The sequence below is a fragment of the Rhodococcus sp. USK13 genome (assembly GCF_018343855.1).
Classification (GTDB): Bacteria; Actinomycetota; Actinomycetes; order Mycobacteriales; family Mycobacteriaceae; genus Rhodococcus_F; species Rhodococcus_F oxybenzonivorans.
This window is the reverse complement of record NZ_CP069242.1, coordinates 5,982,800-6,009,175: the sequence shown is the minus strand read 5'-3', so window position 1 is coordinate 6,009,175 and position 26,376 is coordinate 5,982,800. Positions and strand designations below refer to the sequence as shown.

General features: G+C 66.6%; 26 protein-coding genes. 12 read left to right on the top strand and 14 right to left on the bottom strand.

All coding sequences use genetic code 11. The features are described from left to right. Positions 1-3 precede the first annotated feature (3 nt). The 4 genes from JQT59_RS30195 to JQT59_RS30180 all read right to left on the bottom strand — a co-directional run bounded on the left by JQT59_RS30195 (position 4) and on the right by JQT59_RS30180 (position 4,912). On the bottom strand, positions 4-876 hold the full coding sequence (locus tag JQT59_RS30195) for a hypothetical protein (protein WP_213573143.1): 873 nt from the start codon (positions 874-876) through the stop codon (positions 4-6). Positions 877-1,037: 161 nt separating this feature from the next. Continuing rightward, a complete protein-coding gene (locus JQT59_RS30190; RefSeq protein ID WP_213573142.1) occupies positions 1,038-3,047 on the bottom strand; it encodes a fatty acid desaturase in 2,010 nt (669 codons plus the stop codon). A gap of 125 nt (positions 3,048-3,172) precedes the next feature. After that, positions 3,173-4,423 (bottom strand): PucR family transcriptional regulator, encoded by a 1,251-nt coding sequence (locus JQT59_RS30185; protein WP_213573141.1) that lies wholly within the window; start codon positions 4,421-4,423, stop codon positions 3,173-3,175. Between the two features lie 48 nt (positions 4,424-4,471). Further along, the gene (locus JQT59_RS30180; protein ID WP_213573140.1) at positions 4,472-4,912 is read right to left on the bottom strand and encodes a VOC family protein; all 441 of its coding nucleotides are present in this window, start codon (positions 4,910-4,912) and stop codon (positions 4,472-4,474) included. A 234-nt stretch (positions 4,913-5,146) separates the two neighbouring features. On the opposite strand from JQT59_RS30180, the gene JQT59_RS30175 reads away from it, so the two are divergent. Genes JQT59_RS30175 through JQT59_RS30165 form a run of 3 tightly spaced genes read left to right on the top strand, consistent with a single transcriptional unit; the run spans position 5,147 to position 7,885 of the window. Further along, complete coding sequence (locus JQT59_RS30175) at positions 5,147-6,031, top strand: AurF N-oxygenase family protein (RefSeq protein ID WP_249354680.1); 885 nt, start codon at positions 5,147-5,149, stop codon at positions 6,029-6,031. Beyond that, entirely contained in the window at positions 6,031-6,801 is a 771-nt protein-coding gene (locus tag JQT59_RS30170; RefSeq protein WP_213573138.1) for a MerR family transcriptional regulator, read from the top strand. The genes JQT59_RS30175 and JQT59_RS30170 overlap by 1 nt, the downstream gene beginning before the upstream one ends. Before the next feature lie 52 nt (positions 6,802-6,853). Then, on the top strand, positions 6,854-7,885 hold the full coding sequence (locus tag JQT59_RS30165; RefSeq protein ID WP_213573137.1) for an alpha/beta fold hydrolase: 1,032 nt from the start codon (positions 6,854-6,856) through the stop codon (positions 7,883-7,885). Positions 7,886-7,898: 13 nt separating this feature from the next. Here the strand turns inward: JQT59_RS30165 and purU are convergent, their stop codons facing one another. After that, entirely contained in the window at positions 7,899-8,783 is an 885-nt protein-coding gene (gene purU / locus JQT59_RS30160) for a formyltetrahydrofolate deformylase (protein ID WP_213573136.1), read from the bottom strand. Positions 8,784-8,796: 13 nt separating this feature from the next. Further along, the gene (locus tag JQT59_RS30155; RefSeq protein ID WP_213573135.1) at positions 8,797-9,630 is read right to left on the bottom strand and encodes a class I SAM-dependent methyltransferase; all 834 of its coding nucleotides are present in this window, start codon (positions 9,628-9,630) and stop codon (positions 8,797-8,799) included. Between the two features lie 57 nt (positions 9,631-9,687). On the opposite strand from JQT59_RS30155, the gene deoC reads away from it, so the two are divergent. Beyond that, complete coding sequence (deoC, locus tag JQT59_RS30150; protein ID WP_213573134.1) at positions 9,688-10,353, top strand: deoxyribose-phosphate aldolase; 666 nt, start codon at positions 9,688-9,690, stop codon at positions 10,351-10,353. 13 nt (positions 10,354-10,366) lie between these two features. On the opposite strand, the gene JQT59_RS30145 is transcribed toward deoC, so the two are convergent. Further along, the gene (locus tag JQT59_RS30145; RefSeq protein ID WP_213573133.1) at positions 10,367-11,134 is read right to left on the bottom strand and encodes an LmeA family phospholipid-binding protein; all 768 of its coding nucleotides are present in this window, start codon (positions 11,132-11,134) and stop codon (positions 10,367-10,369) included. Positions 11,135-11,247: 113 nt separating this feature from the next. Between JQT59_RS30145 and JQT59_RS30140 the strand changes: the two genes are divergently transcribed. Continuing rightward, on the top strand, positions 11,248-11,865 hold the full coding sequence (locus JQT59_RS30140; RefSeq protein WP_213573132.1) for a type IV toxin-antitoxin system AbiEi family antitoxin domain-containing protein: 618 nt from the start codon (positions 11,248-11,250) through the stop codon (positions 11,863-11,865). Positions 11,866-11,947: 82 nt separating this feature from the next. Here the strand turns inward: JQT59_RS30140 and JQT59_RS30135 are convergent, their stop codons facing one another. The 3 genes from JQT59_RS30135 to JQT59_RS30125 all read right to left on the bottom strand — a co-directional run bounded on the left by JQT59_RS30135 (position 11,948) and on the right by JQT59_RS30125 (position 13,876). Continuing rightward, positions 11,948-12,772, bottom strand: a complete 825-nt coding sequence (locus JQT59_RS30135) for a class I SAM-dependent methyltransferase (protein WP_213573131.1) — start codon at positions 12,770-12,772, stop codon at positions 11,948-11,950. Positions 12,773-12,793: 21 nt separating this feature from the next. Next, positions 12,794-13,294, bottom strand: a complete 501-nt coding sequence (locus JQT59_RS30130; RefSeq protein ID WP_213573130.1) for a DUF2505 domain-containing protein — start codon at positions 13,292-13,294, stop codon at positions 12,794-12,796. An 84-nt stretch (positions 13,295-13,378) separates the two neighbouring features. After that, positions 13,379-13,876: a DUF2505 domain-containing protein gene (locus JQT59_RS30125; protein ID WP_204164888.1), complete on the bottom strand. Its 498-nt coding sequence runs from the start codon at positions 13,874-13,876 to the stop codon at positions 13,379-13,381. Between the two features lie 25 nt (positions 13,877-13,901). Between JQT59_RS30125 and JQT59_RS30120 the strand changes: the two genes are divergently transcribed. After that, on the top strand, positions 13,902-14,993 hold the full coding sequence (locus JQT59_RS30120) for a UDP-N-acetylmuramate dehydrogenase (RefSeq protein ID WP_249354679.1): 1,092 nt from the start codon (positions 13,902-13,904) through the stop codon (positions 14,991-14,993). Positions 14,994-15,027: 34 nt separating this feature from the next. Then, on the top strand, positions 15,028-16,212 hold the full coding sequence (locus JQT59_RS30115; protein ID WP_213573128.1) for a L,D-transpeptidase: 1,185 nt from the start codon (positions 15,028-15,030) through the stop codon (positions 16,210-16,212). Between the two features lie 212 nt (positions 16,213-16,424). On the opposite strand, the gene JQT59_RS30110 is transcribed toward JQT59_RS30115, so the two are convergent. Continuing rightward, on the bottom strand, positions 16,425-17,186 hold the full coding sequence (locus JQT59_RS30110; RefSeq protein WP_213573127.1) for an SDR family NAD(P)-dependent oxidoreductase: 762 nt from the start codon (positions 17,184-17,186) through the stop codon (positions 16,425-16,427). Positions 17,187-17,209: 23 nt separating this feature from the next. Then, the gene (locus JQT59_RS30105) at positions 17,210-18,172 is read right to left on the bottom strand and encodes a TauD/TfdA dioxygenase family protein (protein WP_213573126.1); all 963 of its coding nucleotides are present in this window, start codon (positions 18,170-18,172) and stop codon (positions 17,210-17,212) included. A gap of 373 nt (positions 18,173-18,545) precedes the next feature. Between JQT59_RS30105 and JQT59_RS30100 the strand changes: the two genes are divergently transcribed. Continuing rightward, the gene (locus JQT59_RS30100; RefSeq protein ID WP_213573125.1) at positions 18,546-19,820 is read left to right on the top strand and encodes an ROK family transcriptional regulator; all 1,275 of its coding nucleotides are present in this window, start codon (positions 18,546-18,548) and stop codon (positions 19,818-19,820) included. An 80-nt stretch (positions 19,821-19,900) separates the two neighbouring features. Here JQT59_RS30100 and JQT59_RS30095 read toward each other — a convergent pair whose 3' ends face one another. Both JQT59_RS30095 and JQT59_RS30090 read right to left on the bottom strand, forming a co-directional pair. Further along, positions 19,901-20,932 carry a tocopherol cyclase family protein gene (locus tag JQT59_RS30095; protein WP_213573124.1) on the bottom strand — a complete coding sequence of 344 codons (1,032 nt, stop codon included), beginning with the start codon at positions 20,930-20,932 and terminating at the stop codon, positions 19,901-19,903. A 118-nt stretch (positions 20,933-21,050) separates the two neighbouring features. After that, a complete protein-coding gene (locus JQT59_RS30090; RefSeq protein ID WP_213573123.1) occupies positions 21,051-21,824 on the bottom strand; it encodes a PIG-L family deacetylase in 774 nt (257 codons plus the stop codon). 54 nt (positions 21,825-21,878) lie between these two features. On the opposite strand from JQT59_RS30090, the gene JQT59_RS30085 reads away from it, so the two are divergent. From JQT59_RS30085 to JQT59_RS30070, 4 genes are all read left to right on the top strand, one after another. Continuing rightward, entirely contained in the window at positions 21,879-22,706 is an 828-nt protein-coding gene (locus JQT59_RS30085) for an alpha/beta fold hydrolase (RefSeq protein WP_213573122.1), read from the top strand. Positions 22,707-22,731: 25 nt separating this feature from the next. After that, positions 22,732-24,102 carry a D-inositol-3-phosphate glycosyltransferase gene (mshA, locus tag JQT59_RS30080; protein WP_397517667.1) on the top strand — a complete coding sequence of 457 codons (1,371 nt, stop codon included), beginning with the start codon at positions 22,732-22,734 and terminating at the stop codon, positions 24,100-24,102. Further along, complete coding sequence (locus JQT59_RS30075) at positions 24,099-24,590, top strand: type III secretion system chaperone family protein (RefSeq protein ID WP_109327811.1); 492 nt, start codon at positions 24,099-24,101, stop codon at positions 24,588-24,590. Before mshA ends, JQT59_RS30075 begins: the two co-directional genes overlap by 4 nt. A 149-nt stretch (positions 24,591-24,739) precedes the next feature. Then, positions 24,740-26,329, top strand: a complete 1,590-nt coding sequence (locus JQT59_RS30070) for an AMP-binding protein (RefSeq protein ID WP_213573121.1) — start codon at positions 24,740-24,742, stop codon at positions 26,327-26,329. Positions 26,330-26,376 lie beyond the last annotated feature (47 nt).

The window sequence follows — 26,376 nt, the reverse complement described above, 5'->3', positions numbered from 1 at the left end:
CGTTCACCTCCTGGAAGGTGAACCCAGGTACGTGAACTCTGTTGGCTTCTTGCGTCGTGCGGTGGTCGCAGAGTTCGCGGCGGACACAGTCGTTGATTCGGTCTGGGTCGTCCGCTGCCGGAGCATGTGAGTGAAGGCGACGAAAACCTCGAGTATTTCGGCGGATGTCCATCCGCGGTTGTTCGTGAGGGCTTCGTGCGGGACATCGGTATCCATGCCGGCGGGGGTGAGGCCGTCGATCGTGTGCAGGCTCGGTGGAGTGTCGCTTCTGGGTGAGCTGAGTTCAACTTCCACGGTCGGGATCGGCAGGTAGACGTGGTCGAGGTAGCGGTATGCCGCACCCGGGCGTGCCTCACCGTCGTTGCCGAGGAATTCTGCGATTCCGGACGCCGATACGAGTTGGACGGAGAGAAGCGTGTCGTGCTGGATCGTCCACAGGAGGACGAGTCCGCCTTGGGGTTGGGCGAGGTACGCCACTCCGGACGATGAGGGCAGGTCATCGGGCTCCACGCCCACCTCGGCAGACGTCGCACTGCCCGCGAGGAAGTGGGCTGTCATTTCCTCGGAGGCGTAGTACGCGTGCCGGTCGGCAGTGGCTCCGCTGGTGCACCGATATGCGTCGTACATTCCCAGCATCGTGTGTTCTTCCATGGCGCCGATGGCGGACCCTTCGGGTCCGAAGCAGAAGTAGCGTTCGCTGTGGACCAGCAGTGATTCAGCTGATTGACCGTGGAATTGGGACCACCACGCGAGAGTGGGGCCGATCGTTCGGGTGGCGCGGAACTCTTCGAACTCGGGCACCACCCAGGCGAATGGTTCGAGGTGTTCGACGACGGGTGTGGCGGTGTCGTCGAGTGCATCCAGTAGCAGAGGCATCTGTTCCGGTTTGAAGTCGGCCAAAGCCTGTTGTGCCTGTCGACGGATCGCCAGGCCGTGTCGGAAATGCTCACCCGTCACGAACGGCCCAGCGAAGTCCTGTTCTGTCCTGTTCCGGTGTAATGCGTTACTTATCGTTCGACCCTCGGATTTGTGTTGGCTCAGCTGTCGTAGTCGACTGCGACTGTGGGGGTGGTGGGGTGGGATTGACAGGTCAGGATGAAGCCGGCGTCGGTTTCGGCCTTCTGCATTGCGAAGTTCTGTTCCATCGACACTTTTCCTGTGGTGACTCGGGCTTTGCAGGTGCCGCATGCGCCGCCGAGGCAGGCGTAGGGGGCGTCGATGTTGTTTTTCAGTGCGGATTCGAGGACGGTCTCACCGGGGGCGAGTTTCACGGTGTGCTGTGCGCCGGACAGGGTGATGGTCACTTCGGAGGCGGGAAGGTTGTCGAGGTGGGTGGGTCGGTTCGTGCCGCGGAACAGTTCGAGGTGTATCCGCTCGGTCGGCACTTTTTCGGTTGCGAGGTCATCGCGGATTGTGGTGGTGAGGTCGCTCGGGCCGCACAGGTACCACTGGTCGATCGTGGTGAGGTCGGTGGCGAAAAGGCGTTGAATTGTCGGCAGGTCGATCCGGCCGCGCAGGGCTGCGGGGTGGTGTGCCTGTGCGGAGCGGATGTGGAAGATGCGGAGCCGGTCTGCGTAGCGGGATTCGAGTTCGTCGAGTTCGGCGGCGAACATGGTCGACTCGGCGGTGCGGTTGCCGTAGAAGAGGGTGAAGCGGCTCTCGGTCTCGATTTCGAGGGTGGTGTGCAGGATCGACAGGATGGGGGTGATGCCGCTGCCGGCGGCTACCGCGACATGGTGGTGCCGGGCGAGTGGATCGAGGGGTGCGCCGAAGCTGCCGGTGGGGGTCGTCAGTTCCAGGACGTCGCCGGCTTTGAGGGTGTCGACCGCGAAGCTCGAGAACGTGCCGCCGGGGATGCGGCGGATGCCGATCGCCAGTTCTCCCGAGGTGGCGCTGGTGCAGATCGAGTAGTTGCGTCGCACCTGCTGTCCGTCGATGTGGTGGTGCACGGTCAGATGTTGGCCGGCCTGGAAGGCGAACTGGTCCTGAAGGTGATCGGGAACGTCGAAGGTGACAGTAACGCTGTCGGGGGTGAGGGTTTCGACGCTGGCGACGGGGATCGGGTAGGTGCTGGCGGGGTGTGCCGCGGAGGAACGCTGCATCCGGATTGGGAGCAGGGCGGCGAGGGTGCCGTTGAGGCGTTTCCACTCCTGGTACTGGGTGGCGTCGAGGTGTTGCCCGAAGACGGTGCTGATTTGCGGGTCGCGCTCGAGGTAGGCGGCCTCGTTGCGTCGCCAGGCCGCGACGTAGCGGTAGAAGGGGATGGAGGGGTGTAGGTGGTGGACGAGGTGATAGTTCTGCGCCAGGAGCAGGGGAGTGAGGATCCATTCCGAGCCGACGCGGTTACGGGTCGCGCGGTAGCGGTTCTCGCGTTGGGTGTCTTTAAGGTCGTGGTGCGGTAGCCAGTCGAACCACCAGGCGAGTACGAACATCGCCACCCGTTCGGGAATCAGGTAGATCAGTGCGAGCGTCCACAGATGTCCGGTGACGGCAGCGGAGGCGATGACCGTCACCGACAGGGTCATCAGGGCCGCCGTTTCGGCAATGTCGGTGCGTGGGCGGCGACGCAGGTTGCGCACCAGGAAACTGATGTAGGGCAGGTCCATGGCCGGGAAGCGGATGGGCAGCTGCCACCAGGGTGAGGCGCTGACGAAGTGATCGGGATCGGATTCACCGTCGTTGGTGTTGCGGTGGTGCTCGATATGGATGAACGCGAACGATCGGAAGGAGATCAGCGAGGAGACGAAGAACATGGCCACCCGGCCGAAGGCGACGTTGACCCAGCGATGTGAGCTGATCGAGTAATGCGAGGCGTCGTGCAACACGGTGAACAGGACGAAAATTGCTGTCGAGCTCGCGGCGATGGTAGCGATCGCAGGCAACGTGTCGGTGAGGGCGGCCCAGGTCGATGCGCCGAAGAGCGCGAGGGCGAAGATGCCGATGCTGACGATCGGCCAGGACAGGGTGGGTACCTGCTCGCCGGGATCGGGCAGGGCGTGCTGGGAGGCCGCTGCCGGGGGTTGGGGGTGTCGAGTCGTGGTCGACATCGGACTCCTCTTCACGCATTTGGGATGAGATTGCTCACAACGTACAAACGGCGGGCATCGGTCGACAAGGCCATCCCAGCCCTCTGAGGTGTGCTGTCAACACATCCGGTGCGCTCGGGCTCCGGTCAGCGTGGCTTCGGCTCGGGCAACACCGCGGCCCCCAGCACATTGCAGACGATCAGCGCCGCGTGCAGTTCGGCGATGTTGCTCGTTGCGGGCCTGCCTCTGCGCTCTTCGGCACGACGCATCCTCTGCAGGACCGTGTTCCGATGGATTCCCAAGGTGCTCGCGGCGGTCGCCAGGCTCCCTTGCGCGTCGAGAACAGCCAGGAGCGCGGCGCGCTCGCCGCGCTCTTTCGCGTCGTCCCGTGCGAGCTCGCCGAGCTGAGCGGAGACGAATGCCTTTGCCGCATCCAGGTCACGCGATATGGCGTCTACCAAGGCAACATCGCTGAATTTTGTGATCGATGGCGCCGGACGTCCGGACAGTTCGATGATTCGGCGTGTGCGGAGAGCCTCGAGATGGGAGGTGCGGAAGCCTGCTGCCCCCGGATGGGGTGAGCCGACCGCGATGTGAACGTTCTCGCGTTCGCCGGGAAACTCCGTCGCCATGCCGTTGGGTGAAGTCCGCACGTCCCCCGTGATCGATGCCCATCCCCACACCGCGAGTGGGCCGTCCGCCACGACGAGTGAGTGACCTGCCCCGAGGAACCTACCGACCCGCCTGGCGAATCCCTCGAGGTCGACACCGCGTTCGTCGACCCAGCACACGAAACCGATCTGCCGACCGGTGAGCCGGTGGCTGAGCACACGTTCGGCGCGCGCGATGTCGACCCGTTCTCCAGCGAGCAGTGCCCGCACGACATCGGCGCGTTCGGCGCGTGCCTGGTTCTGGCGTCGGTCGAGCTCGGCGACGTACTCGGCAGCCACCAGACTGGAGATGCGGTCGATGTATCGAAATCCGAAGCGCTCGAGGTCCCCAAACGTCCTCAGTGCAACCGCGGGGTCCTCGATCCAGTCAGTGAGTGAGTCGGAAAGCTTCTCGGTGAAGTACTCATGACCCAACCGATAGAACCGCAGCATCACATCGACGCTGTGCCCTCGTGCTGCCATTGCGCGCGCGTGTTCGAGCGCCGTTACCGGCGCCTCCGCAGCCGCTGCATCGATCCCGTGGCGAACCATAGACAGTACCGCTTCGAGATTCGACGAGCACGACCCCAAAGTCAGGCCGCGAAGCTCGTCATCCCCGCCGACCTCCGGAATTCGCTCGACCAGATACTTCAGCATGTCGTCAGCCAGGCTGGACACATTCGCCAGTAGAGACGCGGCGATGCCGCGTAAGGCGACCGCGCCGTTGTCAGGCTCCAGCGCCTCCATATCTGCACACTAGTGGCCGGCGGCCGCAAATGCGCCAAGCCTGGCGCGTCAGCCGAGCTGCTCGAACAGGGACACGATGATCCCTTCGGGCCCACGCACGTAGGCCATCCGCACGCTGTTCTCGTACTCGCCGATGCCACCGATGAGCCCGTACCCGTCCGCAGCCACCGCGTCGACGGCCGCCTGGAGGTCGCCGACCTCGAACGACACGTTGCGCAGCCCGAGCTCGTTGGCCATCGCTTCGGGCGATCCGGGCACGTGATCGGGCGTGACGAAGGTCGCGAGTTCCAGCCGGGACCCGCCGCCGGGTGGCCGCAGCATCACGATCTCACAGCGCGCGCCGGGGATGCCGCAGACTGTCTCCACGAACTCACCCTCCACGGATCCGGTGCCCTCTACCTCGAGACCCAGTCCGACGAAGAACGCCGTTACCGAGTCGAGGTCCGCGACGGTGATGCCGACGTGGTCGAAACGTTGTACGTGTGCCATGGGATCCATCCTCCAGTGTTGTCTCGCCGATTCGACCGTCTTGCCGATTCCACGCTGGGACGGAGCCGGGTCTGGATTTTCGACATCATGCGTTTCCGCAGGCAATTCCCGCCCGACGATGACAATGGACATTGTGACAATGCTATTGTGGGTGGAGAAGGCGACCGAGGAGTGGTGATGTCCGTCGAGAGTGCACGGGACTTCCTCCGTGATGCCCCTGCGACGACCCGGAAAATGAAAGTAAGTGACCGTCAGGACACGGCTGAGCGGCTACTCGCCTCCGCGGCACGCAAGTCCTACGACCCGCTGATCGAGGTCGACTGGGATGCGCCCATCCCCACGGACCGGTATGGCATGACCCCCGAGTGGTGCAGCCTCTACGGCACCGAACTCTGGGACACCATGACGGAGGAACAACGCGTCACCCTCACCAAGCACGAGGCGGCGAGCATCGCCGGTACCGGAATCTGGTTCGAGCTGATCCTCATGCAGATGCTCGTGCGGGACATCTACTTCGACGACCCGGCCACCCCGCACGTCCAGTTCGCGCTCACCGAGATTGCCGACGAGTGCCGTCACTCCACAATGTTCGCGAGGTCGGCGCAGCGCTTCGGGATTCCGTCGTACCGGCCCAAGTGGTGGATCCGTCAGGCTGCTCGCGCCTTCAAGGCGACCGCCACCGGATCCCTGGCGTACGGCGGGACATTGTTCGCCGAGGAGATCCTCGACATGATGCAGCGCGACTTCATGCGGGACGAGCGAGTTCAGCCGGTGACACGCACGGTCAGCAGAATTCACGTCCTCGAGGAGTCGCGGCACATCAAGTACGCACGCGAGGAAACAATCCGGCGAATCCGATCGGCGTCCTGGTTCGCGAGGGCCCGGGTGCGTTTGGCGCTCGGCGTCATCGCATATTTCATCGTCACCAGTCTGGTGAACCCGCAGGTCTACGCGGCGGCGGGTCTCGACGTGGACGCGGCGAAGAGGGCAGCCAGATCGAATCGCCACTATCACGACAAGATCCGCGAGGGCTGCGCCAAGACCGTCGAATTCCTCGACGAGGTGGGACTCATCGGTGGTCCGTCGAGGCTTCTGCTCGAACGGGCGCACATCGTCTGATGAAGGAATATCGGATCGACGACCTCGCACGCGAGGCGCGGGTGAGCGTGCGCAACGTGCGCGTCTACCAGGACCGCGGACTTCTCCCGCCACCGCGGAAACAGGGGCGGACCGGGTGGTACAACGAGTCGCATCTGGCCCGGCTACACCTCATCGGCCGGATGCTCGACCGCGGATACACTTTCGCCACCATCAGCGAGCTGCTCACGGCCGCCCAATACGGACTGCACGTCACCGATGTGCTCGAGACCGACGATCCCGGCAGCCGGTGGAGGAAACGCAAGCGCGCCGCGCGACTCACCGTGGCGGAACTCCGGCGGATGTTCGGTGCGCAGACCACCGACGAGAATATTGCGCGGGGAACCGAGCTCGGCGTGCTCGTCCCCTCCGGTGACGACTACGCGGTGAACAGTCCTCGACTCGTGGAGGCGGCCCAGGTTCTCGTCGACGCGGGTATCTCACTCGAGGACGTGCTCGAACAGACCGCAGCCGTGCGCAAAGACCTGTCCGACGTCGCAGCTCGATTCGTCGCGGTCGTCGCCGATCGGTACCTCGCACCCGAGGGCGAGCAACTCGAGCTCGACGAGGCGAAGATCTCGGACATCGTGCGGCTCGTCGAGCAGATGCGGCCACTCGCACACGACGCCGTCCAGACACTGTTCACGCAGGCGATGGAAGAGCAGATTTCCCGCGCCCTCGAGAAAGCCGCACAGCAACTCGGAGATCCGCCGAGTTCCGCGCGGACGGCCGACAACGGCCGCGCAAGTTGACAACTCACGGACGTCGCCGCACGGCGGTGTCACCCAGATGACAGGGGTAAGAATGACCAGCAGTTCGCGCACCACCGCCCTGCGGGCACTCGCCGGCGTCGCCGGAGTGGGCGCTGCCTTCGCCGCAGCAGCGGCGATTCGGCACAAGCGCTCCACCCGTGGTCTGACGCTGACGACCGAGGTTGCACCGAACGACCTGCTGCGTACCCCGAGCCTGCGACCCGACGTCAACGAGATCGTCACCGACGACGGCGCCACCCTGTACGTGCGCGCCTATGGTCCGGTGGACGGCGACCCCATCGTGTTCAGCCACGGCTGGGCCTGCTCGACCGAGTACTGGTACCCGCAGGTGAACGCCCTCTCAGGCGAATACCGCGTGATCACCTACGACCAGCGCGGGCACGGTCGGAGCACCGTCGGCTCCCTCGCTCTCGGCCCCGACGTCCTCGCCGACGACCTGTCCGAGGTACTGAGGGCGACTGTCCGCGAGGACAAGAAGGCCGTCCTGGTCGGCCACAGCATGGGCGGCATGAGCATCATGGCCTGGGCCGGCCGTCATCCCGACGAGGTACAGAAGTATGCGTCCGCGGTCCTGCTCGCCAGCACCGCCTGCGACCGGCTCATCGCCGAGACCACGGTGATTCCCCTCCCGAATCGCTTCCCGCGAGTGCCGGTCCCGGTCGGCCGTGCGGTGCTGAGCGCCCCGATGCCGCTGGTGTCTTCACCGGTGATGACCCGGGCGATCCAGTACGTGGCGATGTCGCCGAACGCCAGTCCCGCCGAGGTCAGCTTCTGCGAGAACATCGTGCGCGAGTGCCAGCCCCGCATTCGCGGGGGCTGGGGTGCCGCGCTGAGCGGGCTCGACATCCACGAAGCTCTCGACCACCTCACTGTGCCGACCACCGTGCTCGTCGGGTCCATGGACCGGCTCACACCACCGGTCCACGCACGCAAGCTCGCTCGCGTGCTGGACGAAGCGGGACATCTCGACCGGCTCATCGTGCTCCCCGGTGTCGGGCACATGAGTTCCGTCGAGAACATCGACGAGTTCGACAAGGAGATCGTCCGGCTGCGCAACCTGTAGCCGCAGCGGTTTTTCAGCTGAAGACCACGGTCTTCCGGCCGTGCACGAGGACGCGGTCCTCGAGGTGCCAGCGCAGGCCGCGGGACAGCACGAGCTTTTCGATGTCGCGGCCCTGCCGCACCATGTCCGCGACCTCGTCGGCGTGATCGACGCGAATCACGTCCTGTTCGATGATGGGGCCTGCGTCCAGCTCTGCCGTCACGTAGTGGCAGGTGGCGCCGATCAGTTTCACTCCCCGTGCGAAGGCCTGGTGATACGGGCGGGCGCCGACGAACGACGGCAAGAAGCTGTGGTGGATGTTGAGGGCGCGTCCCGCCCAGTGCTCACACAGTTCCGAGGGCAGCACCTGCATGAACCGGGCGAGGACGACAGCGTGCGGATCGTGCGCGTCGACGAGTTCCCGGACCTGCTCGAAGGCCGGACCACGTTCGGCCGGATCCTTGGGGAAGGGCACATGGTGGAAGTCGATGCCGTGGCGTCGGGTGACGCTCTCGAGGTCGCGGTGATTGCCGATCACCGCGCAAATGTCTGCCGGCAGCTCGCCGCCCGCCGCCCGACCCAACAGGTCGTGCAGACAGTGCGCTTCCTTGCTCACGAGCAGCACCACACGCTTGCGTTCACCCGTGTCGGACACCGTCCATTCCGTGTCCGGGCCCAGCTCGGCCGCGACGGCAGCGAATCGTTCGCGCAGCTCGTCGATCGACATGTGCACCGACGACGCCCGCACGGCCTGCCGGGTGAAGAACCAGCCGGTGTCGGCGTCGGCGTGATACGCGGCCTCGACGATCCACCCGCCCACCTCGGCGAGAAACGTCGAGATCCGGGCGACGATGCCGGTGCGGTCGGGGCAGCCGAGGGACAGAACGTACCGGTGATCGTCGGAAGAAGCAGTGCTCATGGGCAACAGTCTTTCAGGTGGCCCGCCGGCCGGTCACGACTGCGGTACCCACCAGAGTTCCGGCGTCGACGTCATGGATCGCCCGCTCGGTCAGGAGCTGCAGGAAGTCCCGGCGAATCACTTCGACGGTGTTGTCGTCGAAGGGCGAGAGGGCTCCGCGCAGTGCCCCACCCAGCACGAGATCCCAGGCGAACTCCGGTGTCGCGGGGATCAGATTGGACAACTCACGGACCTCCGTGGACTCCGCACCGAGGTCGGCCAGCCACTGACGGAGACCGTCCGGGGTGTCGATGCGATCGAGAACGTCGAACCGAGACGCGCTCTGCTCCGGTGCCGGTTCCTGCTGCCGGGCGACTGCGGCCAGGAACGCGTCGGCGAATTCGCGCAGCGCTCCGCGTCGCCACACGGTGATCCCCACCTTCCCACCGGGTCTGACCAAACCGGCGAGCCGGGTGAAGGCCGCATCCATGTGTGGCAGGAAGAAGACGCCGTACGAGCATGCGAGCGCGTCGTAACCGGCCGAAGGCACCGTGCTCGGCGGCTCCCAGGTGGTGGCGTCCGCACACACGAACTCGATGTTCTTCAAGCCGCGTTCCGCGCTCTTCACCCGGCCCTGTTCGAGCAGTTCGTCTGCGAGGTCGACGGCATGGACCAGCCCGGTGGGCCCTACGGCGGTAGCGGCGGGGATGGCCGAAGCTCCTGCACCACAACACACGTCGAGTACGGCATCGCCGGGGTGCAGTCCGAGCTGGAAGACGAGGGACTGCCCGGCCGGGGACCACACTGCCGTGGTGAGTCGATCGAACTCCTGGCAGGCCTCGTCGAAGATCGCTCCGGGATTGGTCATACCGCGATGCTAGGCCGTGGACGCGGGTCCCCGGCGGCGTTGTGCGAAGCTCGGAGCATGCCGGACGTTGCACTGACCCGTTCCCAGGTGGCCGCCCTCGTCGACCACACACTTCTCAAACCCGAAGCGACCACCGCCGACGTCGACGCGCTCATCACCGAGGCCCGCTCGCTCGGCGTTCTCGCGATCTGCGTGTCACCGTCGATGCTGCCCGTCCGGGCCGCGGGTCTGGTCACGGCGGCAGTGGTCGGGTTCCCGTCGGGAAAACACCACTCACTCGTCAAGGGTGCCGAAGCCCGGCTCGCGGTCGATCAGGGCGCGCAGGAAATCGACATGGTGATCGACATCGGCGCCGCGGTGGCGGGTGATTTCAACGCCGTCCTCGCCGACGTGCTCACCGTGCGCGAGGCCATCGGCGACGGCCCGGTGCTGAAGGTGATCCTCGAAACAGCGGCCCTCACCGACCATGCCATCGTGGAGTCGTGCCGCGCCGCCGAACGCGCAGGTGCCAACTTCGTCAAGACCTCCACCGGATTTCATCCTGCGGGCGGAGCGTCGGTCGACGCCGTACGGCTGATGGCCCAGACCGTCGGAGGACGGATCGGCGTGAAGGCGAGCGGGGGCATCCGCACCGCCCAGGCAGCGATCGACATGATCGACGCCGGAGCGACGCGACTCGGCCTGTCGGGAACCCGCGCCGTCCTCGACGGGCTGCCCGACTGACCCGTCCGCTCGATCAGACGAGGAGCCCGCAGCTGCTCTCCTGCTGTTCCTGCTGCTGCTGGGTACCGGCTGCCGGCATCGTGTACGCGCCGCCCTCGAGGGTGATCTCGATGGCGTCGTCGGTGACCTCCAGCGAGGTCGGCTGCATTCCGAGCGGGTAGGTCTGCAGGCTCGAGGTGAGGGTCTGCACGATTCCGTCGACCAGGTCGGTGGGAAGGCCGAACCCGAGAATCTCGGCGTTCACCGTCTTCACCTGAACGGTTCCGCCGCCGGCCTCGGGCCGGACGGTCAGCTCGGCGAGTCCGGCAGGACCGACCGAGAAGGTCAGGGTCCCGGCGTCCGCATCCGCCTTGACGGCGCTGACGAGGGAGCCGAACGCCTGCTGCTGCAGCGTCGCCAGGATTCCCTCGGTCGACCAGTGAATGTGGGCGTCCGAGCTGCCGATGGTGCCGCTGCTCTCGGGGGTGTCCTCGATGCGGATGTCGTTGATCTGGGCGTTGACCTGCATTCCCACTGCGGGACCGAACTTCGTGTCGTCACTGTCGATGGTGATGTAGGGAACGTTCTTGTCCAGCGATTGCAGCAACACGGGTTTCCAGCTCAGGCCCACGTCCACCTTGGACCCGAGTTGGCTCTCGAACTGATCTGCCATGCAGCTCTTCACGCTGTGGCGGACATAGAGTTCACCGCCGACCAGCACGGCGACGAGCGCGGCGATGACGATCAGCGAGATGACGAGCACACGGTTACTTCGGGATGCGGAGTTCGTTCGGGCTGCCATTGCACGGATTCTTCCCGACAACTCTGAACAATTTCTGTGAATACCGCCGCGGGGCGCACGCGAACTTCGCGAGAAAGTGTGATTCACGACACAAGAGACCGTAATGTGAGGGAATGTCCGGATGGTTGGCTCCACGTCCCGGCGGCCCCGGGCGTGACGGTGTCGGCGAAGAACTGACACGTCTCGCTACGGCGCAAGCCGGATATTTCACCACGGCGCAAGTGCTGCGCCTCGGCTTCACGGCCGATGAGATCGGTGAACACGTCAGCGCAGGGTCTTGGGACAAGATCGAGCGAGACCTGTTCCGACTGAACGGCAGTCCCCACTCCGACCTCGACGAGTTCGCGAAGTGGTGCACGTGGTTCGGTGCCGCCGCGGCCGTCTCGCACCAGAGCGCGGCCGAACTGCACGGTCTCGGGCACTTGTACCCGCGGTTCATCCACCTCTCCACCGTGCTGTCGCCACCCTCGCCCACGCAGCAACTGGCGCTGCACCGCCGTTCGCTTCGCGCGGAGGACTGCGAGCAGGTGGGACCGCTGCGGATCACCACACCGACGTGTACCGCGCTCGACCTCGCCGCCAGCGGCATCTCACAGGAACTGCTCGACGAGGTGGTCTCCGACGGGGTCGCGATCGGTCGCCTGGATGTGCGGACCCTGCACGGCGAGTGTGGGTTGCTGCCCGCGCAGGTAGCTCAGCGCGTCGAGCATGCGCTGGCCACCTGCACCTGACGAAGGCCCCGCCGAACAATCCCGACGCGCAACGTCTTTCGGTGAGGAACGGGACGGGACGGCTCTGTGGGGCAGTAGGGGATTACCTCGGCGACTGCGCCGGCGCCACCAGGTCCCACGGAACGGTGAGCACGTTGTCGCGAATACGCCTGCGCTGCGCTTGCACCGGGACACCCTGCGCACGCAGCAGTTGCAGGGACGCTCGCCACCGCACCCGGGGACCGAACGAGCCGTGCGGTGCGGCGATGGCCCAGGCCCGGTCGACGGCGGCGAGCAGCGCGTGGATCGGTTCGCCGGGAACGTTGCGGTGGATCAGCGCCTTCGGCAGGCGTTCGGCGATGTCCGATGGAGTCTCGACGTCGAAAGGATCCCAGGCCAGCGTCAGCGACAGGGGGCCGGTGGCGTCGAGTAACACCCAGGCGCAGCGTCGGCCGAGTTCGTCACACGTGCCCTCGAGAATCAGCCCGCCCGGCGCAAGGCCGGCCTGCATGAGTGCCCAGGCCGGCCCGACCGACTCCTCCGGATACTGCCGCAGCACATTGAATGCGCGGACGAAGACCGGCCGCAGGCCGGACAATTCGAAACCGCCCCGCGCGAAACTCACTCCGTTGCCGCCCTCGACCACCCGTTCGGGATCGATCTCGAGACCCACCACCCGTCGATCCCGCCGCACCGAGAGGAGTCGGTCGGCGAGTTCGAAGGTGGTGTGCGGGCGATTGCCGTAACCGAGGTCGACGACGAGTGGGTCGGCGCTGTCCCCGAGCGTGCGGCGCACCAACGCGTCGTTCACGAGCCAGCGATCGCTGCGCCGCAGACGGTTGATGCCGGTAGTGCCCCGAGTGATGACACCCCGGGGGGTGAGGCCGGCCTGGGCACCACGGGGCCGCCTCAGCGTCGCTGAAGTCATGGGAGCTGTGTGCTGTGGAAGCTACTGCTGCGACAACCAGTTTTCGGTGATCTCGGCCTCGGCGCGGAAGAGGTCGATGAGGTTGACGAGCATCAGCTGCTCGAGCTTCCCGCCGATGAACGGCAGGTACACCTTCGCCTCGGACGACGTGCGGAACGTGCATCCGGTGTCGGTGGCGAACAGTTTCATGGTGCCCGTCAGGCTGCCGGGTCCGGCGGGGATCGATGCCTCGTACGTTCCGGTGGTCGGGTCACCGAACGGGGTGTACGACTCCTTACGGGTGATGACCATGTCTTTCTTCATCACGGTCTGCGCGATCTCCGGGAGTTCGGAGCGCGGCAGGATGTGGTGAAGGACGATGTCGATTCCGTCGTCGCTGACCTCGAAGTGCTCGATGTGGTTCTCGGAGTACTTCCGCATCTCCTCGATGCGCGCGTCCCAGTAGTCGCGGTTGGTGAACGCGCCGTACACCTCTTTCGGGGTGTGCTTGTAACGGGCTGAGTAGTCGATGCGGCGAGCCATGATCGTCAAGGTTACCGGACTGTGACCGAACACAATCGACGCCCGCCCCAGGTCGGGGACCGTCGAGACGCCGCTCGGCGGGCGTCAGGCGCCGAGCCACCGCTGCGTGAACTCCTGCTCCTTGTCGATCAGGCGCAGCACCTCGTCTCCGATGGCGCCTTCGATCTTGCCGCCGATCAACGGGATTTTGACCTCGGCCTTGCCGGTGACCTGGACTTTCGTGCCGGAGCCCTCGCTGGTGAGGGTTTGCGATCCCGAGATCTCAGCGGGTGCGCCGGTGACCCGAGCAGTGAAGGTGCCGGACGCGCGACCGCCGTCGAGCGCGTTCCAGGTTTCGGTGCGCGCGATCACGAGGTCCCCCGATCGGACCTTCGCGACGATGCTCGGCAGATGCTCGGCGGGAATCGACTGCGACATGGACACCGAGATGGTCCCGGGCCCGGTCGTGACCTCGTCGAGCGTGGCTCCCGGCCCGCCGACCTCGGCGATCCGGTCGCGCCAGTACTGCTCGGTGGTCAGGCCGGCGTGGACCTGTTCGACGGGGAAGGAGTAGGTCGAGGAATGCTCGATGCGGCGGCTCACGGTCCGCAGGCTACCGTTTGCGGATGTGTGGGATGTGAGCATTGTCAGTCAACTCGTCGATTCCGGCGCCTTCGTGTCCGAGAATCTCGACTTCTCGGAAATGACCACCCTGCGGGTGGGCGGGCCGGCGCGCATCGTGGCCGAGTGCCCGACCACCGAGGTGCTGGTCGATGTGATCCGCCTGCTCGACGCGAGTGGCATACCGACGCTGATCCTCGCGGGCGGTTCCAATCTGGTGGTCGGTGACGACGGTTTCGACGGCGTGGTGGTCCGTGTGTCGAACACCACCGTGGAATTCGACGAGGGATTCGTCACTGCCGAGGCCGGTGCCGAGTGGGATCAGGTCGTAGCGCAGACCGTCGCCGCCGAACTCGGCGGGCTCGAATGTCTGTCCGGGATCCCCGGCTCGACGGGTGCCACTCCGGTGCAGAACGTCGGGGCGTACGGCGTCGAGATCGGCACCATGTTGCGGCGCGTGCGGCTCCTCGACCGCCGCACCGGCGAGGTCCGATGGGTGCAGCCCGACGCGCTGGGACTCGGGTACCGCACGAGCGTCCTGAAACACACCGACGCCGCTCTCGTGCTCGCGGTGGAACTGACAGTGCACCGGGACGGTTTGAGCGAGCCGTTGCGCTACCGGGAACTGTTCTCTGCCCTGGACGCGGAGGAAGGGGACCGGCGACCGTCGGTCGAGGTCCGCGACGCCGTCCTCGACCTGCGCAGAAGCAAAGGCATGGTGCTCGACCCCGACGATTACGACACCTGGAGTGCGGGGTCATTCTTCACCAATCCCGTCGTGCCCGACAGCGAACTGGCCGCCGTTCTCGCTGCCGTCGAAGCTCGACTCGGTGACGTCTCGGTGCCGCAGTATCCGGCCGCCACGGGCACCAAGCTCTCCGCCGGATGGCTGATCGAGCGGGCCGGGTTCTCGAAGGGGTATCCCGCCGAAGGCGCTGCAGCCCGCTTGTCCACCAAGCACACCCTGGCACTCACCAATCGCGGCGCGGCGAAGACCGAGGATCTCCTGGCCCTTGCGCGGGACGTGCGGGACGGTGTCCAGTCGGCGTTCGGTGTCCGCCTCGAACCGGAACCCGTCACGGTAGGCTGCGCGGTCTGAAAGGTCGGTCCGTAGCGCAGGTAACGTGTCAGTCGTGCATGAACTGGGTTCTCGGACAAGCCCGAAGCGGGTCGCGTATGTCGCGGCGGCGCTGATCGCTCTCGTCGCCTTGCTCGCCGGTTGCACGGTGGGCCCGCAATCCGGGACGCCCGTCGCCCCTCCCGAACCGGTGGTTCAGGTCACCCAGAATCCGGAGTCGGGTTCGCAGGACGTGAACCCGGTGTCGCCGGTCTCGGCCACCGCCACCGAGGGCACTTTCACCGATATCGCTCTCGTCAATGCGGAGGGCCGTGCCGTACAGGGCGTCCTGTCGCCCGACCGAACCACGTTCACTGTCGGTGAGGCTCTCGGCTACGGAGCCACCTACACGTGGCAGGGCACTGCCGTCGGTACCGACGGCAAGACGGTCACTGTCGACGGCGGCTTCACCACCGTGCAACCCGAGCAGACGATCTCGGCCAACCTGAACATCGGTGACGGTCGAGAGGTCGGTATCGCCGCCCCCATCATCGTGCAGTTTCACGACACCGTCGAAGACAAGGCTGCGGTGGAGAAGGCGATGACGGTGACGACGACGCCGCCCACTCCGGGGTCGTGGGCCTGGCTGCCGGACGACAACGGGTCGCGTGCGCACTGGCGACCGCAGAACTACTGGGCACCGGGCACCACCGTGAATCTGGACGCCAGGCTGTACGGGCTCGACTTCGGTGACGGAGCCTACGGAGCAGAGGACCTGTCGCTCGACTTCACCATCGGTCGCAGTCAGACCGTGATTGCCAACGCGCCCAGCCACCGTATGCAGGTGGTGCGGGACGGCCAGACCATCATGGACATCCCGGTCAGCTACGGCGAGGGCAACGAACCGCGCAACGTCACGCGAAGCGGCATCCACATGGTGACGGAGAAGCACGAGGACTTCCTCATGTCCAACCCGCCGTTCTACGAGAACGTCCGCGAGCGGTGGGCGGTGCGCATCTCGAACAACGGCGAATTCATCCACGCGAATCCCGAGACCCTCGGAGTGCAGGGGTCGTCGAACGTCACCAACGGCTGCATCAATCTGTCGCTGGGCGACGCCCAACAGTATTTCGGCACGGCCATGTACGGCGATCCTGTGGAGGTCACCGGCACCTCCATCGAATTGTCGGCAGCCGACGGCGACATCTACGACTGGGCCGTCGATTGGCCGACCTGGCAGTCGATGTCCGCGCTCGCGTAGGGGAACCGAACCGACTCCCGCTGCGTCTACCTGAACGAGTCTCGATTTTCGGGACAGTTCGAACGGTAGGGGGCTGCGGTGGCGGGATGGATGCTGTTGGGATCGGTGGCGTTGATCGTTGCCGCGGTGTGGACCGTGGTCCTACTGCTCGAATATCAGGATCGCCGCGCCGACGGACGGGACCGGTGACGAGCCGCAGTGAGGCTTGTCGGTCACTGACGTCTCAGGTCACTCGTGCGGTGGAAACGTCCCGAGGAGGCCTGATCTCGGGGCTTGACGACGATCTGATCGATGTTGACGTGCGAGGGGCGCGACGCCACGAACCCGATGATGTCGGCGACGTCGGCGGCCACCAGCGGAGTGATCCCCTCGTACACCTTGTCGGCGCGCTCCTTGTCGCCCTCGAACCGCACCAGCGAGAACTCCGTCTCCACGGCGCCCGGCGCAACCTCGGTGAGGCGAACGGGCTTGCCCAGCAACTCTCCACGCAGCGTCCGATGCAGCACGGCCTGTGCGTGTTTGGCGGAGGTGTAGCCCGCGCCGTTGTCGTAGGCCTCGAGCGCCGCCACCGACGTGATGGTGACGATCAGTCCGTTGCCCGAGTCGACGAGTTTGGGCAGGAGCGCCCTGGTCACCCGCAGGGTTCCCAGGACGTTCGTCTCCCACATCCAGCGCCAGTCGTCGAGGTCGGCGTCGAGGACCGGCGCCAGCCCCTTGGCCCCACCCGCGTTGTTCACCAGCACATCCACCCGGGGCAGGACTGCCGTGAAGGCGTCCACCGAGTCGTCGTCGGTGACGTCGAGCTCGAGCGCCGTACCCCCGATGTCTCCGGCGATCTTTTCCAGTCGATCCACCCGCCTCGCTCCGATGACCACATGAAAACCCTGGTCAGCCAGTGTGCGGGCGGTGGCTTCGCCGATTCCGGAGCTCGCTCCGGTGACAACGGCGACGCGGGTGTCGGGTGAGATGATCATGCGGCCATGGTAGGGCTCGAGCCTTACCCGCGAACGGGCGCGGGCTCGTCGATGACCGAGTAGCTGCTCGCGTCGCCTGCGATGCTGCGGCTGCGTTCGCCGTGGATGTCGACGGGCACGTCCCCGGCCAGGGTGATGCGATTGAGCCGGCGGTACTGATCCCCGTAATCGGCGACGGCGTAGTGCTGCGTTGCGCGGTTGTCCCAGATGGCGACATCGCCCGGCTGCCAGTTCCACCGGGTCGTGTATTCGAGGGAGATGGCGTGATCCTGCAGAATCCGGAACAGCGCCTGCGAGTGCGCAGTGCTCAGGCCGACGAGATTCTTCACGAAATGGCCGAGCAGCAGGGTGCGTTCGCCGGTCTCCGGGTGCACCCGCACCACCGGGTGCACCGTCTCGAAGTAGGTGGACTGGAACTCGGCGCGGTACTCCTGCGTCTTCTCGTTCTGCGCCCGCTCCGCGCTCGTCGCGGCGTAGTCGTAGACGTTGGTGTGGGTGGCCCACAGCTTCTCGGCGAGAATCTTGAGAGGCTCCGGAAGCGCGTTGTAAGCCGCGACCCCGGACGCCCAGGTGGTGGAGCCGCCGTAGGTCGGAAGTTGCACGGCACGCAGAATCGACGCCTTCGGGATGCGGTCGACGAAGGTCACGTCCGTGTGCCAGCTGTTGGCCTTGCCGTAGTCGGAGTCGATGGGCAGCACGGTGGTTCCCCGGGAGGTGACGGTGGGGTGCGCGGTGGTGGGGGAGCCGAGCAGCTGCGCGAACTCGTACTGGGAATCGTCCGTCAGGTGCTGCTGTCCGCGGAAGAAGATCACTTTGTGGGTGAGCAGCGCCCGATGGATCAGCGACACCGTGGCGGGGTCGAGGTCGCCGCCGAGCCGAACACCGTCGATCCGGGCTCCGATGTGTTCGCCCAGTTGTACGACGCCGGCGGCACCCGGAACGGCAGGGGAGTCGGCAACCTGATCGGGCGCGAAATCGATAGACATGATGGGCCTTTCGGGTATCGGAAGCGATGTGCAGTCCTGCAACCGAACCATCGGCGCGCCACCGCCGGAAGGTTTGGCGTCACTCTGATCGCAAGAGTCGCGGGGACCGCCGAATCGGCAGAGATTGGTGAAAGCGACCGAAGGTGCTATTTTTCTTGGCATGTCCTCAGGCCAGCCGACCGCTCCGCGGGTCACCTATGTGACTTCCGCGCTGGGATCGCGGCTGCCGTTGGCGCGGGAACTGTGTTGTCGCTGTTTCAGCGTCTCCAGCTGACCCGCGCAGTCTTCTCCTGATCAGCCGTCCGCGTCCCCGCAGGGACGACGCCGTGTTCGGACGAAGGTGCGCACCGCCTCCGTACGCAAGGACTACTCCGTGTCTACCCCCACTCTTTCCAGTTCGAATCTGAGCGCCTCAACGCGGTTCCAGCGTCCCCTGTCTCGTCCGCGCCTGACCATCGTTCCTCCCGACCTGCGGATCAGCGACGGTCCCGCCGCCGGTGTCCTGCGCGTGGCCCGTGCTCGCGGCCCCCTGTCGCGGGATGTGGCTGCCAAGGCGACCGGCCTCAGTATTGCGACCGTCAATCGTCAGGTGTCGGCGCTTCTCGATCTCGGGTTGCTCCGCGAGCGCGGCGATCTCACGCCCTCCGGTGCGATCGGTCGTCCCCGCGTCCCGTTCGAGGTGAACCACGAGCCGTACCTCACCGTGGGAATCCACATCGGCGCCGTGGTGACCAGCATCCTCGCGAGCGATTTGCGCGGAAAGGTGCTCGGGGCTGTGGAAGTTCCGACGCCGCGCGGTCCGTCCGCCGAGGCCCTGACCGGTATCGCCCGCAGCGCACGGGCTTTCGCATCCCGCTGGCACCGGCGCCGTCCGCTGTGGGCGGGCGTCGCCCTCGGTGGACGCGTCGATGCACAGACGGGTGTGGTCGATCATCCCCGGTTGGGGTGGAAGTCGGCGCAGGTCGGAGCCATCATCGCCGCCGGGCTCGGATTGCCGGTGTCCGTCGCCGCCCACGTCGAAGCGATGGCCGCGTCGGAACTGTTACTGAGCCCGGACAGTGAGGATTTCGTGGCGCAGGGTGAAACGGGGCTGTACTTCTACGCGCGCGAAACCGCGGGAATTGCCATCACCATCGACGGCCGGGTGCACACGCCGTCGAGTGGGCCGGGTTCCATCGCACACCTCCCCACCGGTTCCTCGGCGCAGTGCTCCTGCGGCTCGCGAGGATGCCTCGAAGCGACGATCAGCGATCGTGCAATTCTCGGCGCCGCAGTGTCGGCGGGCATCCTGCCGGAGTCGGCACGGCTGCCGTCGATGAGTGCGCTGTACAAGGTGGCGGCGGCCGGATCGGTTGCTGCGCAGGATCTTCTGGTCGACCGCGCTCAGGTGCTGGGTAGGACGGTGGCCATGCTGCGGGACCTGTTCAATCCGGATCGGGTGATCCTCGGTGGTCAGGCCTTTACCGAGTATCCCGCCGGGATTCCGCACGTGGCCGAGGCGTTCGCTCGAGCGTCGTCGTTGGAGCGCAAGGACATTCGCATCACGGGCTTCGGAAACCGGGTGCAGGAGTATGCGTCGACGGTGGTGTCATTGAGCGCTCTGTACTCGGACCCGGTCGGTGCGATGCGGCGTGTGTCTCTCCAGTAGGTGCGGATGGATTGGTCAGCCGCGCGCGTACAGGCCGCGCAGCTGACCTTTCCGTCGGCAACGGGGCGGTCGGACGGCGGTCAGCTGAGGGGCGGCGCCGAAGTGGCGTCCGGCGCGGCTCCCCGTCGCCGCAGTTCCTCGCGGGCGCGCTCGATGCCCCCGTGTTCGAGCGCTGCCAGAGGAGATTCGTCTGCCCACACGAGACGACCACGGCGACGGACCGTGACGCTCATCGACCCGGCGAGATGTTCGAGGGCGCCCGCGATGTTGCGACGTTCCTCGGGCAGCGGGACCGGCAGCACGTGTGCGGAGCCCAGCGGTGAAGTGCCCTCGATCTCGAGGCTCCAGGTGCGGTTTCGCCCCCGCAGCGACCAGCGATCTTCGGTCACGTGCGCTCGTACCGGGGAGGTGACGGGATTGCCGAGGCGAAACACGGTGCCGTCGGGCAGGGCGACGACCACGGCGGTCACCTCGGTCCGCAGCGGACCTGCGGAGATCTCGCCGCCCGCGAACGCCACGCACGCCTGGCGGTCGGCGAATCCCTGAGCCTGCCCCCACCACCAGGAGTCGGGGAAACCGCCCTTGCCCCAGTTCTTCTCGGCGTACACCTGTGCGCCGCCGAGATCGATTTCGGTGTCGCCGAGCACCGCGGTGCCCTCGGCTCTGCCACCGAGCAACCACGGATGCCAGTACTGGTTGAGCGCCGGAACGCTCTGGAAGACGCTGGATCCGCCGAAGCGGCGATGCGGCCACCCGACCCGATCGGTCACCCGGACGTCGAGTCGCGCATCCGGTCCGAGATCTACCTGGACGCGGTCGGTTGTGCCGCGGAACGCCTTGCCTGCGAACGCTCCCAGCCCAGCGGATTCCGCGTGTCCCTCCGGGTAGGCGTCGGTGCGCAGGAACCGGCTGGGATGGGCGGCCAGGCCGAGCGTCGACCACTGGCCGTCCTCAGCGCGGTTGATGCCGGCCAGCGCGACGACCACTTGGCCCGTGGCCGGCTGGGTGAACCGCCAGAAGTAACCCTCCATTGCGACGCCGTGCGCTGCGAGGAGGTTGCCGAACGGCAGGTCGGCTCCCGTGGCGCGGTAGGCGCGGAGCAACGAAGACATCGGATCAGCGCGCCGGTCGCAGGACCGCCTGAGGCTGGCGAGGAGATCGGCGGGTCCCATACCCGTGGATGCTAGGCGCGGAGTCCGGTCCCCGCAGGCAGTTCACGCGTCGAGTTCCTCAGAGCGGGAGCGACGATTCCGCGAGACCGTCCGGCGCCCCGCGGCGGCGGAACCACTCCTGGCCGAACACCGCACGAAGCTGGTCGTCCGGCATGGCGAGGAAGGGCCCGAAATCGCCGATTTGGGTGGCGTGCGCATGCATCGCCGCCCGCTTGACCTCGAGAACCCCACTGACATCGACGACCGTGGTGATCTCCGACTCGGGTAGGCCGAAGCTGTCGAGGTCCGGCGGCTGCGCGTCCTCGGACCATTGAGGGTTGGCGGCCAGCAGACCCCGGATGTGGTCGCGGCTCACGGCAGCCTCGTACACGTGCGGCACACCGGCCATCTCTGCGGCGCGGACTCCCACGTGGTGCACCTGGACGTGGTCGGGGTGCCCGTACCCGCCGTTGGGGTCGTAGATGGTGACGACGTCGGCGGCTTCCTCGACGAGGACGGCGGCCAGCCGGGCGGCCGCCTCCTCGACGTCGGCGTTGCAGAACGCAGCCGGGTTGTCGTTCTCCGGCGTCCCGGCCATCCCCGAGTCCGCGTAGTGGAGCATCACGACCCGCGCGGCGCCGAGGAGGGCGGTCGAGTGCTCGAGCTCGCGCCTGCGCCGTTCGGCGAGCGATTCGCCTTCGCTCAGGATCCCGTCGGGAACCTCGCCGAGCGCACCGTCCGTGGCGGTGACGACGACCACGCGATGACCGGCATCCGCGGCCTGCCGCATCACACCGCCGGTCGTGAACACTTCGTCGTCGGGATGGGCGTGGAAACACACCAGGACACTCATGAGGGCAATACTTGCACGCGCCCGGCTGAGGCGGCGGCCCCCTAGGGTGGCCGCATGGCTATTCGTGAAACCTTCGGCGTCGACGGAACGCCGCTCGTCTACTCGGTCACCGGCGCCGAGGACGCGCGCCCCCTCGTCCTGCTGCACGGCTGGGCGCAGTCCTCGAAGTGCTGGGGCATCGAGGTGCTGGACGAACTGGCGGCCCGGTACCGGGTGATCGCTCCCGATCTACGCGGGCACGGGTATTCGGGCGTGCCCGCCACCGGATACGACGACTCCGCGGTCTGGGCCGGAGACGTGCGCGCGGTCCTCGCCGCCGAAGACGTCACGTCCGGGGCCGTCCTCCTCGGATGGTCGTACGGTGGGCTCGTCATCTGCGATTATCTCGCCACGCACGGGAGCGCTGCGGTCGACGGGGTGGTGCTCGTCGGTGCGATCACCAGCATCGGTCGGGGCGAGAAGGGCGGCAAAGTCGGCCCCGCGATGCGGGAAGCGGTTCCCGGTGCGATGTCGGAAGAGCCGCGCGTCGCCATTCGCGCGCTCGGCGCGTTCGGGACCGCCCTCACCGGCCCGCCCGAAGGAAAGGGTGCGCAGTCTCAGGCGTTGTTCGGTGCGAGCCTCAGCACCCCGCCGCGGGTACGTGCGGCGCTCTTCGACCGCGCTGCGAGCCACGACGACCTGCTGCGGCGGCTCGACGTCCCTGTTCTGGTGATCCACGGCACAGAGGACTCCGTCGTGGACGTCGCGGCAGGCAGGCACGCCGCCGACCTCGTGCCGAACGCGCAGGCGTCGTTCTGGGACGGTTGCGACCACGGACCGTTCGTCGAGGATCCGGCCCGGTTCGTCAAAGAGATCGGCGAGTTCGTCGGCAACCTCGATTAGAAGCCCCGCCGAGCGAGGGGGCAGTATGGAGTTCGTGACGCCCATGTACAACGACCTCGGCGGGCTCGGCCGGGGTGCGCGCCCCCGCAGGGTGGCCGTGCTTTCGGTCCACACGTCACCGTTGGCGCAGCCGGGTACCGGCGATGCGGGCGGAATGAACGTGTACGTCCTGCAGACCGCCATGCAGATGGCCCGGCGCGGGGTCGAGGTGGAGATCTTCACCAGGGCCACGTCGTCCGCTGATCAGGCGGTGCAGGAGGCGGCACCCGGCGTGCTGGTCCGCAACGTGGTGGCCGGCCCGTTCGAGGGACTGGACAAGCAGGACCTGCCCACGCAGCTCTGCGCGTTCGTTGCGGGTGTGCTCCGCGAGGAGGCGCGCCACGAACCGGGCTACTACGACGTCGTGCACTCGCATTACTGGTTGTCCGGTCAGGTCGGCTGGCTCGCCCGCGACCGGTGGGGCGTGCCGCTCGTCCACACCGCGCACACGCTGGCCGCGGTGAAGAACGCGTCGCTCGCCGAGGGCGACACCCCCGAGCCTGCCGCTCGCCAGATCGGCGAACAGCAGGTCGTTGCCGAGTCGGACCGTCTCGTCGCCAATACCGCCGAAGAGTCCGAGCAACTGGTCCGGCATTACGGCGCCGACCCGAGCCGGATCGATGTCGTTGCCCCCGGCGCCGACCTGACGCGGTACCGGCCCGGCGACAAGGGTGCGGCCCGGCGCGCGCTCGGCATCGACCCCCGCGAGACCGTGGTGACTTTCGTCGGCCGCATCCAGCCACTCAAGGCTCCCGATGTGCTGCTGAGTGCCGCCGCGGAACTCATCGCCCGCGATCCCGAGTCGAGCCTGCGGGTTCTCGTCGTCGGTGGTCCGTCCGGTACCGGGCTGGCCCGACCCCACGCACTGATCGAACTCGCCTCCTCGCTCGGTATCGCGGCCCACGTCACCTTCCTTCCTCCGCAGGCACCCGACCGACTCGCCGACGTCTACCGCGCTTCTGATCTCGTTGCCGTACCCAGTTATTCGGAATCATTCGGTCTGGTCGCCATCGAGGCGCAGGCCTGCGGCACCCCGGTGATCGCCGCGCACGTGGGCGGCCTCGGTGTCGCGGTACGCAACGGCGAGACCGGACTGCTCGTGGACGGGCACCGCACAGGGGACTGGGCGACGGCGTTGCACTCGCTGGTGTCCGATCCGCGGCGGCTGGCTGCCCTGGCCGCCGAGGCGCCGCGACACGCCGAGAATTTCTCGTGGGAGCACACCGCGGAAGGGCTTCTCGAGAGTTACCGGCAAGCGACAGTCAACTACAACTACGGAATCGGGCCGAGCGAGTTCTCCCCGCGCCGCGGACGCGGATTGTGGAAACTGCGCCGGGTCGGGGGAGTGCGCGCATGAGCGATCTTGCCGAAGTCATCGAGTCTGCCCTTACCGAGCGTGAGATGGAGTTCACCAGGAAGGACTCGACGCATTTCATCGTCGAGTTGCCGGGTGAGCGCAAGTTGAAGACCACCACCCTGCTGACCGTCGGCACGCATGGTGTTCGGGTGGAGGCGTTCGTGTGCCGCAAGCCCGACGAGAACTTCGAGGGCGTGTACAAGTTCCTGTTGCGCCGCAATCGGCGGCTGTACTCGGTGGCGTACACGCTGGACAAGATCGGCGACATCTATCTGGTCGGGCAGCTTGCCGGCCACGCCGTGAACGAGGACGAACTGGACCGCGTGCTCGGGCAGGTCCTCGAGGCCGCAGACGGCGATTTCAACACCCTCCTGGAGTTGGGATTCGCCAGCTCCATCAAGCGGGAGTGGGACTGGCGGGTCTCCCGTGGGGAGTCGCTCGCCAACCTCAAACCGTTCGAGCATCTGATCGACGACACGGAGGAATGAGGTCCCGACAACCGCCCGCGGCAAAGAAATACGCGCGGGTAGAGTTGCTGCAGCCTGTGACTGTCATCACAGGATAGGTACATGTTTCTGACTTTCACAGAAACTTGTGTCGACAACTGCTGCTGCAACATTTCGAGGGAGAGGCCCCAGTGAGCTTCAAGAGCCCGTTTCCGGACGTCGAGATTCCGAACCTCAGCGTCTACGACTTCCTCTTCGGCCAGGTCGATGAGGCCGAGGGGGATCGGCCGGCGTTGATCGACGGTGCTTCCGGTGCGGTCACCACCTATCGGTCGTTGATCGGCCAGATCAACGGGGTCGCGGGGGCGCTCGCGGCGCGCGGGCTGGCCGTCGGTGAGGTGGCGGCGTTGCATTCGCCGAACGTGCCGGCGTTCGCGTCGGTGTTCCACGGGATCCTGCGGGCCGGTGGGGTCGCGACCACGATCAACGCGTTGTACACCGCCGAGGACATCGCCAAGCAGCTCACCGACTCGAAGGCGAAGTTCCTGTTCACCGTCTCCCCGCTGCTGCCGCAGGCGAAGGCCGCGGCCGCGCAGGTCGGGATCCCGGCCGCGCATGTGATCGTGTTGGACGGCGCGGACGGGCACCCGTCGCTGAAGGATCTGCTGGCCGAGGGGGCGCCGGCGCCGGAGGTGTCGTTCGACCCGGGCACCCAGTTGGCGGTGCTGCCGTATTCGTCGGGCACCACCGGCCGGCCGAAGGGGGTGATGCTCACTCACCGCAATCTGGTGGCGAATGTGTGTCAGATCGACCGGCCGATCGGGATCCGCGCCGACGACAGAGTCCTCGCGGTGTTGCCGTTCTTCCACATCTACGGGATGACGGTGCTGCTCAACGCCGCCTTGCGTAAGCGGGCCGCGCTGGTGACGATGCCGAAGTTCGACCTGGTCGAGTTCTTGACGATCGTCGCGGAGCAGAGGTGCACGTATGTGTTCATCGCCCCGCCGGTTGCGGTGGCGTTGGCCAAGCATCCGCTGATCGATCAGTACGACCTGTCGAGTGTGCACTCGATCTTCTCCGGGGCCGCCCCGTTGGATCAGGAATTGGGCAAGGCGGTGGCGAACCGGCTCGGGTGCCGGGTGCGGCAGGGGTACGGGATGTCGGAGATGAGCCCGGTCTCGCATGTCATTCCGTTCGACCGGGACGACATTGCGCTGGACTCGGTGGGTCCGACCATCGCGAACATGGAATGCAAGCTGGTCGATCCCGGGACCGGTGCGGAGATCGAGCAGCCGGCCGACGGAGTCAGCGCGGCGGGGGAGTTGTGGTGCAAGGGCCCGAACATCATGGCCGGGTATCTCGGTAACGAGGAGGCGACCGCGGAAACCCTGGATGCGGACGGGTATCTGCATACCGGGGACATCGCGACGGTCGATGCCGAGGGGGTGGTGACGATCGTGGACCGGATGAAGGAGTTGATCAAGTACAAGGGTTATCAGGTGCCGCCCGCCGAGTTGGAGGCGTTGCTGTTGACGCATCCGCAGATCGCCGACGCCGCCGTGATCGGCGTCCTCGACGAGGAGGGTGAGGAAGTGCCCAAGGCGTTCGTGGTCCGCCAGCCCGGTGCCGACCTGGACGAGGACGCGGTGATCGCGTTCGTCGCCGAGAAGGTCTCCCCGCACAAGAAGGTCCGCAAGGTCGAGTTCATCGACCTGGTGCCGAAATCGGCCGCCGGCAAGATCCTCCGCAAGGACCTACGCGCCGCCGAGGCTGCGAAGTAGGCACTCCCGGCCGGCCTGTGGGCGGGCGGTAGAGGGGTTCAGGACGC

Coding starts and splice junctions, on each gene's coding strand:
- JQT59_RS30195 (WP_213573143.1), bottom strand. CDS start 876: ATGCCTCTGCTACTGGATGCACTCGACGACACCGCCACACCCGTCGTC.
- JQT59_RS30190 (WP_213573142.1), bottom strand. CDS start 3,047: ATGTCGACCACGACTCGACACCCCCAACCCCCGGCAGCGGCCTCCCAG.
- JQT59_RS30185 (WP_213573141.1), bottom strand. CDS start 4,423: ATGGAGGCGCTGGAGCCTGACAACGGCGCGGTCGCCTTACGCGGCATC.
- JQT59_RS30180 (WP_213573140.1), bottom strand. CDS start 4,912: ATGGCACACGTACAACGTTTCGACCACGTCGGCATCACCGTCGCGGAC.
- JQT59_RS30175 (WP_249354680.1), top strand. CDS start 5,147: ATGAAAGTAAGTGACCGTCAGGACACGGCTGAGCGGCTACTCGCCTCC.
- JQT59_RS30170 (WP_213573138.1), top strand. CDS start 6,031: ATGAAGGAATATCGGATCGACGACCTCGCACGCGAGGCGCGGGTGAGC.
- JQT59_RS30165 (WP_213573137.1), top strand. CDS start 6,854: ATGACCAGCAGTTCGCGCACCACCGCCCTGCGGGCACTCGCCGGCGTC.
- purU (WP_213573136.1), bottom strand. CDS start 8,783: ATGAGCACTGCTTCTTCCGACGATCACCGGTACGTTCTGTCCCTCGGC.
- JQT59_RS30155 (WP_213573135.1), bottom strand. CDS start 9,630: ATGACCAATCCCGGAGCGATCTTCGACGAGGCCTGCCAGGAGTTCGAT.
- deoC (WP_213573134.1), top strand. CDS start 9,688: ATGCCGGACGTTGCACTGACCCGTTCCCAGGTGGCCGCCCTCGTCGAC.
- JQT59_RS30145 (WP_213573133.1), bottom strand. CDS start 11,134: ATGGCAGCCCGAACGAACTCCGCATCCCGAAGTAACCGTGTGCTCGTC.
- JQT59_RS30140 (WP_213573132.1), top strand. CDS start 11,248: ATGTCCGGATGGTTGGCTCCACGTCCCGGCGGCCCCGGGCGTGACGGT.
- JQT59_RS30135 (WP_213573131.1), bottom strand. CDS start 12,772: ATGACTTCAGCGACGCTGAGGCGGCCCCGTGGTGCCCAGGCCGGCCTC.
- JQT59_RS30130 (WP_213573130.1), bottom strand. CDS start 13,294: ATGGCTCGCCGCATCGACTACTCAGCCCGTTACAAGCACACCCCGAAA.
- JQT59_RS30110 (WP_213573127.1), bottom strand. CDS start 17,186: ATGATCATCTCACCCGACACCCGCGTCGCCGTTGTCACCGGAGCGAGC.
- JQT59_RS30105 (WP_213573126.1), bottom strand. CDS start 18,172: ATGTCTATCGATTTCGCGCCCGATCAGGTTGCCGACTCCCCTGCCGTT.
- JQT59_RS30095 (WP_213573124.1), bottom strand. CDS start 20,932: ATGTCTTCGTTGCTCCGCGCCTACCGCGCCACGGGAGCCGACCTGCCG.
- JQT59_RS30090 (WP_213573123.1), bottom strand. CDS start 21,824: ATGAGTGTCCTGGTGTGTTTCCACGCCCATCCCGACGACGAAGTGTTC.
- JQT59_RS30085 (WP_213573122.1), top strand. CDS start 21,879: ATGGCTATTCGTGAAACCTTCGGCGTCGACGGAACGCCGCTCGTCTAC.
- mshA (WP_397517667.1), top strand. CDS start 22,732: ATGGAGTTCGTGACGCCCATGTACAACGACCTCGGCGGGCTCGGCCGG.
- JQT59_RS30075 (WP_109327811.1), top strand. CDS start 24,099: ATGAGCGATCTTGCCGAAGTCATCGAGTCTGCCCTTACCGAGCGTGAG.